General features: G+C 62.5%; 11 protein-coding genes. 10 read left to right on the plus strand and 1 reads right to left on the minus strand.

Annotated features, from left to right (window positions below; translation table 11 throughout):
- Positions 1-6 precede the first annotated feature (6 nt).
- The 10 genes from hisD (at position 7) to LG385_RS05175 (ending at position 10142) form a co-directional block, all read left to right on the plus strand.
- A complete protein-coding gene (gene hisD / locus LG385_RS05130; protein ID WP_225772912.1) occupies positions 7-1293 on the plus strand; it encodes a histidinol dehydrogenase in 1287 nt (428 codons plus the stop codon).
- Positions 1290-2042, plus strand: coding sequence for an SDR family NAD(P)-dependent oxidoreductase (locus LG385_RS05135; protein ID WP_225772914.1), 753 nt, complete (start codon positions 1290-1292; stop codon positions 2040-2042). The genes hisD and LG385_RS05135 overlap by 4 nt, the downstream gene beginning before the upstream one ends.
- Positions 2043-2049: 7 nt before the next feature.
- On the plus strand, positions 2050-2490 hold the full coding sequence (locus LG385_RS05140; protein WP_225772916.1) for a VOC family protein: 441 nt from the start codon (positions 2050-2052) through the stop codon (positions 2488-2490).
- A complete protein-coding gene (locus LG385_RS05145; RefSeq protein WP_225772918.1) occupies positions 2487-3473 on the plus strand; it encodes a fumarylacetoacetate hydrolase family protein in 987 nt (328 codons plus the stop codon). Before LG385_RS05140 ends, LG385_RS05145 begins: the two co-directional genes overlap by 4 nt.
- Position 3474: 1 nt before the next feature.
- Positions 3475-4410: an NAD-dependent epimerase/dehydratase family protein gene (locus LG385_RS05150; RefSeq protein WP_225772919.1), complete on the plus strand. Its 936-nt coding sequence runs from the start codon at positions 3475-3477 to the stop codon at positions 4408-4410.
- Between the two features lie 38 nt (positions 4411-4448).
- The gene (locus LG385_RS05155; RefSeq protein ID WP_225772921.1) at positions 4449-5666 is read left to right on the plus strand and encodes an MFS transporter; all 1218 of its coding nucleotides are present in this window, start codon (positions 4449-4451) and stop codon (positions 5664-5666) included.
- Between the two features lie 88 nt (positions 5667-5754).
- Positions 5755-7197, plus strand: a complete 1443-nt coding sequence (locus tag LG385_RS05160) for a carbohydrate porin (protein WP_225772923.1) — start codon at positions 5755-5757, stop codon at positions 7195-7197.
- Positions 7198-7209: 12 nt separating this feature from the next.
- Positions 7210-7950 carry an SDR family NAD(P)-dependent oxidoreductase gene (locus LG385_RS05165; protein ID WP_225772925.1) on the plus strand — a complete coding sequence of 247 codons (741 nt, stop codon included), beginning with the start codon at positions 7210-7212 and terminating at the stop codon, positions 7948-7950.
- 37 nt (positions 7951-7987) lie between these two features.
- Positions 7988-8962 carry a VOC family protein gene (locus LG385_RS05170; RefSeq protein ID WP_225772927.1) on the plus strand — a complete coding sequence of 325 codons (975 nt, stop codon included), beginning with the start codon at positions 7988-7990 and terminating at the stop codon, positions 8960-8962.
- 19 nt (positions 8963-8981) lie between these two features.
- Positions 8982-10142 carry an alpha/beta hydrolase family protein gene (locus tag LG385_RS05175; RefSeq protein ID WP_225776173.1) on the plus strand — a complete coding sequence of 387 codons (1161 nt, stop codon included), beginning with the start codon at positions 8982-8984 and terminating at the stop codon, positions 10140-10142.
- A gap of 823 nt (positions 10143-10965) precedes the next feature.
- Here the strand turns inward: LG385_RS05175 and LG385_RS25410 are convergent.
- Positions 10966-13557: a M10 family metallopeptidase C-terminal domain-containing protein gene (locus LG385_RS25410; protein WP_263974673.1), complete on the minus strand. Its 2592-nt coding sequence runs from the start codon at positions 13555-13557 to the stop codon at positions 10966-10968.
- Between the last annotated feature and the right edge of the window lie 40 nt (positions 13558-13597).

Here is a 13597-nt window from a genome sequence, read left to right on the forward strand (position 1 = left end):
TAGGCCATGATTCGTTATTTGAAAAGAGGCAAGCCTGCCGCGCACAAAGCCGAGCTCAGTGCCCAGGTACGTGACACCGTGGAGCAGATCATCAGTGCCGTGGAGCAGCGGGGCGAGGTGGCGGTGCGGGAGTATTCCGAGAAGTTCGATGGCTGGAACCCCACTGACCTGCGCCTAAGCCAGGCACAGATCCAGGCCTGCATCGACAGCTTGCCGGCCCAGGCCATCGAAGACATCAAATTTGCCCAGGCGCAGATTCGCCGTTTCGCCCAAGTGCAGTTGCTGTCGCTGCGCGACGTGGAGGTTGAAACCCTGCCCGGCGTGGTGCTGGGCCACAAGAACATCCCGGTCAACGCCGTGGGTTGCTACATCCCTGGTGGCAAATACCCATTGCTGGCCTCGGCGCACATGAGCGTGCTTACCGCCAAGGTGGCGGGTGTGAAGCGGGTGATCGCCTGCGCGCCGCCGTTCGACGGCAAGCCCTCGGCGGAAATCGTCGCTGCCATGGCGCTGGCCGGGGCCGATGAAATCTACGTAATGGGCGGCGTTCAAGGCGTGGCGGCCATGGCCCTGGGCACTGAGCATATCGCGCCCGTGGACATGATCGTCGGCCCGGGCAATGCCTACGTGGCCGAGGCAAAGCGCCAGCTATACGGGCGCGTGGGTATCGACCTCTTTGCGGGGCCTACCGAAACCCTGGTGATCTGCGATGACAGCGTGGACGCCGAACTGGTGGCCGTGGACCTGCTAGGCCAGGCAGAACACGGCCCTACGTCGCCGGCGGTGTGCGTGACCACCAGCAGCCGGCTGGCCGAAGAGCTGCCCGCCGCCATCGAACAGGTGCTGGCGCGGCTGGACACCGCGCCGGTGGCCAGCGTGGCGTGGCGGGACTACGGCGAAATCATCCTGTGCGACAGCGATGAAGAAATGCTCGCCGAATCCGAGCGGCTGTGTTCCGAGCATGTGCAGGTGATGACCCGGGACCCGGAGTGGTTCTTCGAACGCATGACCTGCTACGGCGGCTTGTTCCTCGGCCACCGCACCAACGTGGCCTACGGCGACAAGGTGATCGGTACCAACCACACCCTGCCCACCATGGGCGCCGGCCGCTACACCGGCGGGTTGTGGGTGGGCAAGTTTATCAAGACCCACACCTACCAGCGCGTGCTCACCGACGAAGCCAGCGTGGCCATTGGCGAGGTGTGTTCCCGGCTCTGCGCGCTGGAGCACTTCTCCGGCCACAAGGAACAAGCGGACATCCGCGTGCGGCGCTTCCAGGCGGCCCGCGGATGAGCCGGCTCGCAGGCAAGGTGGCGGTAGTCACCGGGGCCACTGGTGGCCTGGGCCAGGCCATTTGCCAGGCGTTGGCCGAGGGGGGCGCCAGCGTGGTGGTGGGTTATCACCATTCAGCGGCAGCCGCGCAAGCCTTGACCGAGAACTTGCCAAGCGTGGAAGGAGGCCATTGGGCCGCCTCGGCACCGGTCACCGACAGCAACGCGCTAAATGAACTGGCGGCATTGGTGGATGCACGCCATGGCCGCTGCGACCTCCTGGTGAACTGCGCCGGCGTCACTCGCTTCGTGCCACACGGGGACTTGCTCGGGCTGGACGATGAACTGATCGACCGCATTTTTGCCACCAATGTGCGCGGCGCCATCGCCTGTGTTCGGGCGTTCCAGCCGCTGCTGCAGGCCACGGGCAATGGGCTGGTCGTGAATATCAGCTCGATCGCTGCGCGTACGGCCATGGGCAGCAACATCGCTTATTGCGCCTCCAAGGCCGCGCTCGACAACCTGACCGCGTCTCTGGCGCGAGCCTTGGCGCCCGCCGTGCGGGTGGTGTCAGTCGCGCCGGGCCTGGCGGACACCGAGTTCGTGCAAGGGTTGGCCAGCGACTGGCGTGACGAGCAGGCGCAACGCACACCCCTTGGCCGCCTGGCCCTGCCAGAGCAAGTGGCCCAGGCCGTAGTGGCAGCGGCCACTCACCTCACCTTTACCACCGGCGCGGTCATCCCTGTGGATGGCGGCAGAGCATTGAGCTGAGGGCACCATGAGCGACGTATTCGCACTCAAACCTCACCACGGCGGCATCAGCGTGCCGGACCTGGACGAGGCTATCGACTGGTACCGCCTAATGCTCGGTTTCGAGCTGGAAAGCCGTGCCTTTATCGAGCAGATTCCGGCCGAGGTGGCGTTCATTCGCCAAGGCGACTACCGCATCGAGCTGTTCCAACTGGAAGGCGCCAAGTCTCTGCCAGCGGACCGCCGCGAGCCGCACCTGGACCTGCTCACCCATGGTCACAAGCACCTGTGCTTTGCCGTGAAGGACGCGCCAGCCGCCTTCGCCCAGCTGCGAAGCAAGGGCGTCGACATTGTGTTCGAGCACGTTATTGGCGGTACGCCCATGGGTTTTTTGCGCGACAACAGCGGCAACTTGCTGGAACTCATTCAATACCCGGCCCTGTGGGCCGAACAAGGAGCACTCCTGTGAAGTTGGCAACCTTAAAAGACGGCAGCCGTGATGGCCGCCTGGTGGTGGTATCCCGCGACCTCAGCCGTGCAGTGCTCGCCAGTGGTATCGCCGGCACCCTGCAAGCGGCCATCGAGGAGTGGGCCCGTTGCGAGCCGCTGTTGCAGCAGGTGTATGCCTCGCTCAACGCAGGCCTTGCCCCACAGGCCTTCGCCTTCGAACCGCGCGAAGCTATGGCACCGCTGCCTCGCGCGTATCAGTGGGCCGACGCCTCGGCGTTCCTTAACCACGGCAGCCTCATGGAGCGCGCATACAAACTGGACATCAAGAAAGACGCTGGCGTACCCATTATCTACCAGGGGGCGGGCGATGATTTTCTCGGCGCCTGCGACGACTACCCGGTACCCGGCGAGGACCACCAGATCGACTTCGAGGGAGAAGTGGCGGTGGTGCTTGACGACGTGCCCATGGGCATCGAGTCGCACGCCGCCGCCGGACATATCAAGTTGCTGATGCTGCTCAATGACGTGAGCCTGCGCGCGCATCTGTTCAAGGAAGTGAGCATCGGCTTCGGCCCACTGCGGGCCAAGCCCAGCACCGTCTTCGCGCCGGTGGCGGTCACGCCCGACGAGCTAGGCGACGCCTGGGCAGACGGGCGGGTGAAGCTGCCGCTGCATGTGCAATGCAATGGCGAACGCTTCGGCGAGCCCAACGGTGAAGAGATGGACTTCAGCTTCCCTGAACTGGTGATGCACCTGGCGCGCACACGCAACCTGCGCGCCGGTGCCGTACTGGGCTCGGGCACCTTCTCCAACCGTGACTACCCGCGCACAGGCTCGGCCTGCCTTGCCGAACGCCGCGCCGTGGAAGTGTTGAAGCACGGGGAGGCAAAAACGCCGTTCCTGCGTTTCGGCGACCGCTTGCGGTTCGAGATCTTCGGGCACGACGGCCAGAGCGTGTACGGCGCCATCGACCACCGCTTCGTGCCGGCGCAGGAGGCCTGACATGAACATTCTGATCACCGGGGCCAACGGCTTCGTCGGCGCGTCGCTGGTTCGCCGGCTGCTGGCCGACCCTGCCGCCTTGCCGGGCTGGGATCGCCTCACCCTGGTAGACCTGGGATTCACTACACCCACCGATGACCCGCGTGTACAGCAACTGCGTGGTAGCCTGGATGACCCGGCGCTGCTGGCCACGGCACTGGAAACGCCGGCCGATATGGTGTTTCACCTTGCCAGCGTGCCGGGCGGGCTGGCCGAGCGTGACTATACCTTGGGCCGGCAGGCCAACCTGGACGCCACCCTGGCCCTGCTTGAAGGGTTGCAGCGCCAGGCAACCCCCGCGCGCGTAGTGTTTGCCAGCACCATCGCCGTGTATGGCTCGCCATTACCCGAGGCAGTAAACGACTTCACCCCGTTGCGCCCGCACCTGAGCTACGCCACGCAGAAGCTGATTGGCGAGCTGTTGATCGACGATTTCAGCCGGCGCGGCACTATTGATGGCATCAGCCTGCGCTTGCCCGGTATCGTAGCGCGCCCGCCGCAGCCCTCTGGCTTGCTCTCGGCCTTCATGAGTGACGTCTTCTGGCAAATCAAAGCCGGCGAGCCGTTCGAATGCCCGGTGTCGGCGCAGGCCACGGCGTGGTGGATGTCTGCCGTGCGCTGCGTGGACAACCTGCTGCATGCAGCCACCTTGTCAGCCGAGGCGCTCGGGGCGCGACGGGTGTTTACCCTGCCGGTGTTACACCTGAGCATGGGCGCGTTGATCGAGGGCCTGCAGCAGCGCTTCGGGCAGTCGCCGGTCAGCTTTGTACCCAACGAGGCGCTGGAAGCGGCATTCGGTCGCTATCCGCCATTGCGCAGCGAAGCCGCCGAGCAACTGGGGCTGTGTCATGACGGCAGCCTGGCGCAGCTGATCGAGAGGACGTTGAATCCGCTGTAGAACACTCCGCGCATCTAATAACAATAACGGGAGACACCATGAACGCTCCGCTGAGCATCACCCAGTCAAAGGCCACCCTGGCCACCTACCTGTTGCTGCTAATCAACTGCTTGTCGCCCATGGCGGCGATTGTGATCGCGCCCAGCCTGCCGCAGATGCAGGCGCACTTTGTCAAGGTCCCCAACGTTGAGTTTCTGATCCCCGTGGCGCTTACCGTGCCAGGCCTGCTGGTAGCGTTGCTCAGCCCGGTTGTCGGGCTGCTCGCCGACCGCTACGGGCGCAAGGCATTGCTGGTGGGGTCCATTTTCGGCTATGGCGTGTTCGGAGTGCTGCCGATGTTCCTTGATTCGCTGTACGCGATCATTGTCAGCCGGGTGGCGCTGGGCTGTGTGGAAGCGGTGGTGGTCACCATCAGCACCATGCTGATCGGCGACTATTACAGCGGCGCGCAGCGGCAGAAATATCTGGCACTGCAAACCACCTTCGCCTCCAGCTCGGCCATTGTGTTCTTTATGGTGGGTGGCGCCCTGGGCGAGATCAGCTGGCGCATGCCTTACGTGGTATATGCGGTGCCGCTGCTACTGGCGTTGGTGAGCAAAGTGATGCTGTGGGAACCGGCCGCCGCCAGCATGGCTGCGGATGAACAGCACAACGGCAACGGCCCGCGCTTTCGGCCCTCGGTGCTGCTGGGCATTTGCGTGGTGACCTTTATCGGCGCGGTGATGTTCATGGTGCTTCAAATCCAGATGGCCTACCTGCTGGGCGACATCGGCGAGCCTTCGCCTCAGACCGCCGGCCTGGTGGCCTCGGCCTGCAGCGTGATGATCGTGCTCGGTACGCTGGCAGTGCACCCGCTGGGCCGCATGGGGCTGCGCACGTCTCACTGCCTGGCGCTGGCGTTCGGCCTGATCGCCACCAGTTTCGTAGTGATACCGGCGATGCATAGCTGGCAAGGCATCATGGCGGCGGCGCTGGTCAACGGCCTGGGCTGCGGGCTGATGTTGCCTACCTTGGCCATCTGGAACATGCGCGAGCTGCCTTGGCAGCGTCGGGGGCTTGGCACCGGCATGTGGTACGGCAGCTATTGCCTGGGCATGTTCTGCAGCCCGTTGCTGGTAGTAGCTGTTGGCAAGGCAAGCGGGCACCTGGCGACCACCGTGGGCTGGGCCGGCTGGCTGTGCATGAGCGTCGCCGTGCTGGCGCTGATGGCCAGCCTGCTCCGCCGTCAGCCTCAGGGCCTGCCGCTTACCCCATGACACACCCCTTTTAAGTGGTAACCCAACCGGCGCGACTGGCGCCGGCTGGCCTCTCTCAGCTTGAAAAAAACAACAACAGAGACCCGACATGAACGAGCGAGCGGCGGTTGGCTGTGCCTTGATGATAGCGGTGGCGTGCCCGGCATGGGCAGAGCAGCCAAAGACCGTGGCCGACACTATGGCCACTGAGTACCCGAACCAGAAAGTCGGCCCCCGGGTGCTGAACGTGGAGCCCGCAGCCCCCCCTGTCGGCGACAAGCCTTTGGCCGAGCAGGGCCGCTGGCTGAAAGCCCATGGCATCAGCCCCCACCTGTCGATGACGGAAATTTACCTGCGCAACCCCAGCGTGGGTCTGAGCACAGGTAACCACGAATCGCTGACTATTTTCGCCGTGGGCGCGGATTTTGACCTCGACCGATTGGTAGGGCTGCCCGGCGGTAACCTGCATTTCGAGCAGCTGTACGTGCCCTGGACAAGCAACCTGACCTACGGCGGCCAGGTCGGTGATGTGCTGGCAGGCAAACCCGGGCCGTACATTCCCCGGGTAAGCCATCTCACATTGTTCACCTATGAGCAAAAGCTGCTGGACGACAAGCTTGCCATCGAGCTGGGCAAAAGCAATGCTGGAAACTATTTTGCACTGCCGCTGTGCAACGTGCCGCTGGGGTGCGTGAACGCCATTCTGCAGGACACCGCTGGCATCAACCCGCCGCCCTATGCTAACTGGAGCGCCCGCGTCGGGTATGACTTCACCCCTGCGCTGCGCGCCCAGGTCGGTGCCTGGCGCAGCAACAACGCCTACCCTTTCACCAACGGGTGGGAGCGCGACGAAGGCGATAGCGGCGGCACGTTGAGCACCCTGTATCTGGCCAACCTGGCGTACCGCAGCGACTACCGCATGGAGGCGTACCCGCAAACCTGGGAGGTACTGGCCTTTCACAACAATGGCCGCCAGACCGACCCGTACTACACCGTCAACGGCACCTCCAGAGTAGCCGACGGCACTGCCGCATCAGCCACCAGCAAGGGCGTCAGCGGACTGTACCTGGGGGGCAAAAAGACAGTGTGGCGCCAGGATGGAGGCCAAGGGCAGGAACCGAACCCAACCGCCGTAGCGGCCTTTGCCAGCGTTACCCATACCTTCGACGAGGATGCCAGCAATGGCGTGGCTACCCAGGCCAACGCGGGGCTGATCCTCTCCGCGCCCTTTCGTAGCCGGCCGTTTGACAGCTATTCGTTGAATTTCAACTGGGCCCGCCTTACGTCCCGTGAACAAGCGTTTCTCGAAGAGGCGCACGCCGCAGCTGGCGGTGGCGCCTACCGGCCGGGGCGGGACGAATTCGGGGTGTCGCTGGATGCGAACTTCATCCTCACCGACAGCATCGTGGTCAGCCCCTTCGTGCTGCGCACCTGGGGCACCAGCAGCTGGCTCAACCCCTATACCGGAATCAACCCCCGCGATGGCTACGCCGCCGGCCTGTTGTTCCACGTCCAATTCGATGAACTGCTCGGCCTTAACAGCCGCCACTGAAGGAGCTATGGCATGAACCACAACGACATTCGGGTGGCCTTGATCACCGGTGCAGCAGGCGGGCTAGGGCGGGCATTTGCCCTCCGCTTGGCCGAAGAAGGACTGCGCATCGCCCTGGTGGATTGCTTTGACACCGCAGACGTCGCCAACGCGGTTCGCGAGCGGGGCGGCCAGGCCGAGAGCTTTGCCTGCGACCTGCGCCAGCCGGAACAGATCGCCTACCTGTACAGCCAGGTAATGGAGCACTTCGGTCGCTGCGACGTGTTGGTGAACAACGCGGCCTATATCCCGCTGAAAAGTCTTGAAGCCACCACCCTGCTGGACTGGAGCGATTGTCACGCGGTCACCCTTGATGCGCCGTTCCTGCTGAGCCAGGCCTTCGCGCCGGGCATGCGCGAGCGCGGCTGGGGGCGCATTGTCAACCTGGCGTCCAGCAACACCGGGCGTCCGCAAAAGGGCTTTATGGCCTACATCGCCGCGAAGATGGGAGTGATCGGGCTTACTCGCGCGCTGGCGGTGGAATTGGGCGAAGACGGCATCACCGTGAACGCACTTTCACCAGGCCTGATTCGCCACCCAGGCAGCAGCGCCGCCCTGCCTGCGGGGCTGTTCGAGCAGGTACGCACCAGCCAGATGATCAAGCGCACCGGCGAGCCCGAGGACTTGTGCGGGGTGCTGGCGTTTGTGGTGTCCGACGCCTCGGCGTACATGACCGGGCAGGTATTCAACGTGGACGGCGGCTTTCTCTTCTGAAATCGCCGCGCTTATTATTTTGAAAGGAGGTTTAAAGATGGCCATTGTCGGCATCGATACCCTGCTGTACGGCGTTGAAGATGTGGCCACCGCCACGCGCTTCTTCGATGATTTTGGCCTGGATCGGCTCAGCGCTTCGGCTGAGGAAACGGTGTACCGGCTGGATGAAGGCTCTACGGTGATCGTGCGTGAGCTGACGCACCCGTCCATTCCTGCGTCGCGCTATGAAGGCTACGGGGTGAAGGAAACCATCTGGGGCGTGGACAACGACACCAGCCTGCAACGGCTGCTAGACGACCTGCGGCGCGATCGCGAAGTGCGACTGGGCGATGATGGCGCCTGGCATTTTCTCAGCGATTGCGGCCAGGCCCTGGCATTACGAGTGTTCCAACGAAAGAAAGTTACCTATGCGCCGGACCCTGTCAATGCGGCCGGTAATGTGAACCGGTTGAACCAGCACCGCAAATGGCGCACCCGGGCGCGGCCGAAAACCATCAACCATGTGGTGTTCGCGGTGGACGATTACTGGGCCACCTTCGCGTTCTTCCGGGACCGTCTCAATTTCCGCCTTTCAGATCATCAGAAAGGCATCGGCACTTATTTGCGCGCCGATGGCGCCAACGAGCACCACAACACCTTCCTGCTCAATAATAAGGCCCCAGGGGCCGGTGGCGTGCCGCGCTTCCATCACACCTGTTTCGGCGTGGAGGACTTCGACGAGGTGATGGTCGGTTCTAACCATATGACTCGCCGGGGGTGGCAGCACGGCTTTCTCGGCACCGGGCGGCACCGGATTGCCTCGGCGATATTTTGCTACTTCAACTCACCCACCGGTGGCGAGGCCGAATACGGCGCAGACACCGATTACCTGGACGACAACTGGGTGCCACGGGAATGGGAATTCCGCTTCGGCACGGCTCAGTGGATGAGCAACCCGCCGGCCTTCATGCAAGACGACATCCCCTGGGATGTGACTTTCTACCAGGGCGATGCCCCGGCAACCCGCCGCTGAACAAGGACCGACCATGAGCATGTTCCAGTATTTCGAAACCAACTACGTGTGGAGCCTGGCGGTGGCCGCGGCTATTGAAATGGGCGGAAAGCTCGGCGAGATCGAGGCCATGTGCGCGCCGCTCAAGGCCATCGCCCAGCAAGGAGATGACGAAGGCACCCAGGCATTTCTCGCAGCGTGGGAGGCCGGTGGCGACAACCTGGTGGCGCTGGCTGAAGAGGACAAGGCCGCCGGTAATCACTTCAGCGCCGGCGACAAGCTCAACCGCGCGGCGGTGTACTTCATCACCGCCGAGCGCATGCAGGCCCACGGCTACTCGCCACGCAAGGCTCTGTATGCGAAGTTTCTAAGTACTTTCAGCGAAGGCTTGGCCCTGTCGCGTTCCAACACCCAGCGGCTTGAAATTCCTTACCAGGGCGCGCACCTGCCAGGTCTGTTCACTCCGGCAGAGGGCGTGACCGGTCCAGCCCCTTGCCTAGTGGTAATTAATGGCCTGGACAGCACTAAGGAGATGGTTTACCGCGCCGGTCTGTTTCCCGAACTGCTGGCGCGCAGGGGCATCGCCAGCCTGTTCCTAGACCAGCCCGGAACTGGCGAAGCCCTGCGTCTGCATGGTCTGACTGCCGTGGTGGATACAGAGCAATGGGCAACCCCGGTGATGGACTATCTGCAAACGCGCCCGGAGATCGACCCCGAGCGGATCGGCCTGTTGGGCGTCTCCCTGGGCGGTTATTACTGCCCACGAGCGGTGGCGTTCGAGCCGCGATTTGCTTTGGGCGTGGTCTGGGGTGCCAACCACAACTGGGGCGAGGTGCAGAAGCGCCGGCTGGCCCGCGAAGGCGAGCGGCCGGTCCCGCATTATTGGGAACATGTCCGCTGGGTATGGGGCGCCAGTGACATGAGCGAATTCATGGCCATTGCTGAGCAGGTGCACCTCGATGGCGTGATGGATAGGATCAAAGTGCCGTTCCTAGTGACCCATGGCGAAGCCGACCGGCAGATCCCGCTGAGCTACGCGTACCGTTCGTACGAGCAACTCACCGCCAGCCCCGACCGCGAGCTCAAGGTGTTCACCTCCCGTGAAGGCGGTATCCATCACAGCAGCCTAGACAATACCGCCAATGCCGGTGCCTGGATCGCGGACTGGGTAGCCCAGCGCCTAGGCGGGCGAGTAGGGTAGCCTAAAGGCTCAGGGACTTCGCCTCCAAATTCTAGTGAGGAGGAGGCGAAACTGCCATGAAGCTGTTTCCTAATTTTCCATTCATAGAGACAGCTATGTCCTGCACTGCCTGCACCTCAGTTACCAGTTTCACGAGCAGGTGAACCTAACCGTTTTAGCGGGATCCGAGCGTCGGATTCAACATAGCACCCGCTCTGCACAGCCAACCAGGAGGCTTTGGAGTTAGTAAAAGCCGATAGGCATACCCTGAGGTGAGCATTTCAATTCACCTATTTTGCAAGCTGTCAGATAAGCGCGGCGCGACGATCTACCTCAAGCCGCGCCGGTTACATGATCCGCGGCCACACCGGGATAAGCATCGTTGGTGGCCTTCATGCGGCGGTTCCAAGGAGTAGCTGGTTAGTCAAACACGGCATTTTCTATAGATTCTTAACCCATGACGATGGGACTTAAACACCTCAACGAAGGATTGCTGAGCGGCAGCTCTTTAGGCGGCACTGTTGACGAATGCCTCCAGCACATCGATATCGACCGGCTTGGTGAAATGCTGATCAAACCCGGCTTCCAGGGGCCAGTTGCCGGTCAATGGCTTGGCCATAGCCGCTCAGCAAGACAATGGTCCTGGTTTTCGAAATGTAAAACCGTTGCTAGCCGCTGACAGCTTTCGACCCAAAGCGGGCATTTGCAGAGCGCATTCCACAGTCGAAGCAATCTGTCATCTATATCCCTCGCGCATCGACCTAGGTCTTGGACAAGAAGAAGGACCCAAGCCGCAAGCTAAAGGCCGATGCGTTGGCTTTAAATTGCAGCCCGGCGAGGCCGCTCAGGAAGGCTCCGCTTGGCCCCCCCCTAGCAGATGCAGCTCGGTGCTATCAGAAGCGAAAATGAAATTGCCTGTGCTGAGGGTTTGTTGGTAATCACCCGTCAACTGCACCTGGAAGTGATGGCCTTCGCTATCGGCCTCGTTGGACGTCAGCACGGTTCGATGATTGGATGAGTTGTAACTGACCTTGAGGGTGTTGTCGTTTCCGTCTCCAAGGCCAGTGAAGCCCAAGGCGGAGACATCGATGCGGTCCACCGACACCAGCAGGTCCGTAATGATGTCCGACGCCCCCTGGTAGCTGTCGCTGACGCTGTTGTAAACGAAGATATCAGCGCCGGATCCCCCCGAGAGCGAGTCGGCGCTGCCGTTGCCAATCAGCACGTCATTTCCCGCCCCGCCCGTGATGTTGTCGAAGCCATCGTCTCCTGTCAGGCGTTGGCCCACTTGCCAGTCATAGGTGACATCGATCGGGTTGTCAGGGTCAGGCACGGAGGGCGCGAAGATAAAGGCATCGTTGGGCGAACCACCAATGGAGCCGACGAAAGGAACACCCAGGGTCGTCAGCGAGAAACGGTCGCCAGCGGCATTGGCGTCCAGTGACTCGATGGTGGTCAAGCCCGTTGCCTTGTCGTAGCTTTCCAGCAGAGTGGTGCCATGACCGTCGCCCAGCCCGGTGAAGCCCAGGGCTGACACGTCGATACGGTCACCTTCGCCCTGATAAGCGTCTAGAAGAAGATCCTGCTGTCTGATGCCTGCGGCATCGTTGACGTAGCTGTCGGCCAGGGTCTTGTAGACGAAGGTATCGGCGCCGGCACCGCCGCTTAGGCGATCCGCTCCAGCGTCCCCTTCCAGGCGATCGTCGTTGGCGCCACCCCTTAGCGTGTCATTGCCGCCTAGCCCCACAAGCAATGCTCCGCGAGGGTAGGCATCGATGATGTCCGCCTCTGCGGTGCCGACCTCGCGGCCGAAGAAGTTCGCGTCGGTCAGGCTTGTTCGGTAGTCACCATTCAGGGCCAGCTTGAAGCGATAGCCGTCGGCATCCGCATCCAGGCTCTGCAGGTAGGTGGTGTCGTTGTCGCTGTTATAGCTGAGCAGCAAGGTGCCCTGGTAACCATTTCCCAGGCCTGTGATACGCAAAGCGGCAAGGTCTAATTGGTCATGGGCGGCATCGAAGTCCAGGATGCGGTCATGGGTGTTGCCCGCATCGCTGGCGTAGCTATCCTGCCGGCGGCTGTAGACGAACACATCGCTCCCGGCACCACCGCTGAGCCGGTCCGCGGCCTGGCCCCCTTCAAGCCTGTCATCGCCCGCCGCGCCATCGAGCTGATCCCGGCCGCGTCCGCCGACCAAGGCTTCCCCGGCCCCGGTGCCAAGGACGCGGTCGGCCTTGTCGCTACCTATCAACGTATAGGCCGGGCCACCCATGGAGCCATAGATGTGCGTGTAGTCAGCACCGCTGACCACCAGGCCCAGCTGGGCATGGCTGATCTGATTGCCGTACACGTTGCGGTAATAGTCAGCGGGTTGAGCGTGGCTATCATCCAGCCCATAGGTTGCGTTGTCGCCACCGACAATGGTGTTGTCGATCAGATTGAGGCTAGGGTCGCTTCCAGTTGTGACGCCCTGGGCATTGGTGTATTCGCCGATGCGGATTTCCGCCGCCGGGCCGGCCTGGGCGTTGTCGTGCACATAGTTTTGATAAAGCCCCTGCCGGAAGGTGCCAAGTACCGCGATGCCTTCGGCGCCATTGCCATGCACATCCACATTGCTCAGGGTGCCGCCCTCCCACCCGCGAATCTCGATGCCGGCCCCGCCATTGTTGTAGTACTGGCCGCCGACGATCCCGAACTGTTGGTACATGTCAGTGTCAGCGGGACGCTCTACCCCAGTAAGTACGAAGCCGTTGCCTTTATTGTCGTGAGACTGGTTATTGAAGAAGGACCCGGAGTTCGACACACCGGAAGCGACTACCACATCGAAGCCGTCGCCACCGTTGTGGTAGGCCTGGCTATCGGTGATGGCCATCGAGTCGGCCCGAACGGCCTGGGTCTGGAATTGCGTGGTGAAGCCGTCGCCGTCATTGTCATGGGCCAGGCTATCGGTCACCTGCGCGTAGTCTGTGAGCGCCTGGGCGCGCAGGCCGTCGCCGCTGAAGTTTCGCAACTCGACGCCCGTCACGAGCAAGCCGCTGGTATGAGCGGTACCACCGGCCTCGCTACCAGTGACGATGCCATCCACCGTCCCGCTGGTATTGGCTTTGTTGCCATCGAGCGTCAGGTTGCTGATCTTGGCATCGGTGGTGTTGACCTTGGCCGACGTATGGATCAACCCATCGATGTCACCGCTTGAGCCATCCGCGAGCTTAAGGGTGGTTTCTCCCAACCGCTCCCCATTGAGGGTGACCTTGCTTTTGAGCGTGAGGCAGCCGCCGTCGCTGTTGGGGCCAGTGAGGATGTACGTCCCCTGCGGCAAGAACACCTCGCCGCCGCCGGCTTTATAAGCGGCGTCGATGGCCTTCTGGATCGCCTGGGTGTCATCGGTAACGCCGTCGCCCTTGGCGCCGAAGTCGAGCACATTGAATGATGTGGCCACGTGAACTCCTTTGGTAAATGAAGCGGGGTCCGCGCGACCA

The sequence above is a fragment of the Pseudomonas sp. Marseille-Q5115 genome (assembly GCF_916618905.1).
GTDB classification, from domain to species: Bacteria; Pseudomonadota; Gammaproteobacteria; order Pseudomonadales; family Pseudomonadaceae; genus Aquipseudomonas; species Aquipseudomonas japonica_A.

Coding starts and splice junctions, on each gene's coding strand:
- hisD (WP_225772912.1), top strand. CDS start 7: ATGATTCGTTATTTGAAAAGAGGCAAGCCTGCCGCGCACAAAGCCGAG.
- LG385_RS05135 (WP_225772914.1), top strand. CDS start 1,290: ATGAGCCGGCTCGCAGGCAAGGTGGCGGTAGTCACCGGGGCCACTGGT.
- LG385_RS05140 (WP_225772916.1), top strand. CDS start 2,050: ATGAGCGACGTATTCGCACTCAAACCTCACCACGGCGGCATCAGCGTG.
- LG385_RS05150 (WP_225772919.1), top strand. CDS start 3,475: ATGAACATTCTGATCACCGGGGCCAACGGCTTCGTCGGCGCGTCGCTG.
- LG385_RS05155 (WP_225772921.1), top strand. CDS start 4,449: ATGAACGCTCCGCTGAGCATCACCCAGTCAAAGGCCACCCTGGCCACC.
- LG385_RS05160 (WP_225772923.1), top strand. CDS start 5,755: ATGAACGAGCGAGCGGCGGTTGGCTGTGCCTTGATGATAGCGGTGGCG.
- LG385_RS05165 (WP_225772925.1), top strand. CDS start 7,210: ATGAACCACAACGACATTCGGGTGGCCTTGATCACCGGTGCAGCAGGC.
- LG385_RS05170 (WP_225772927.1), top strand. CDS start 7,988: ATGGCCATTGTCGGCATCGATACCCTGCTGTACGGCGTTGAAGATGTG.
- LG385_RS05175 (WP_225776173.1), top strand. CDS start 8,982: ATGTTCCAGTATTTCGAAACCAACTACGTGTGGAGCCTGGCGGTGGCC.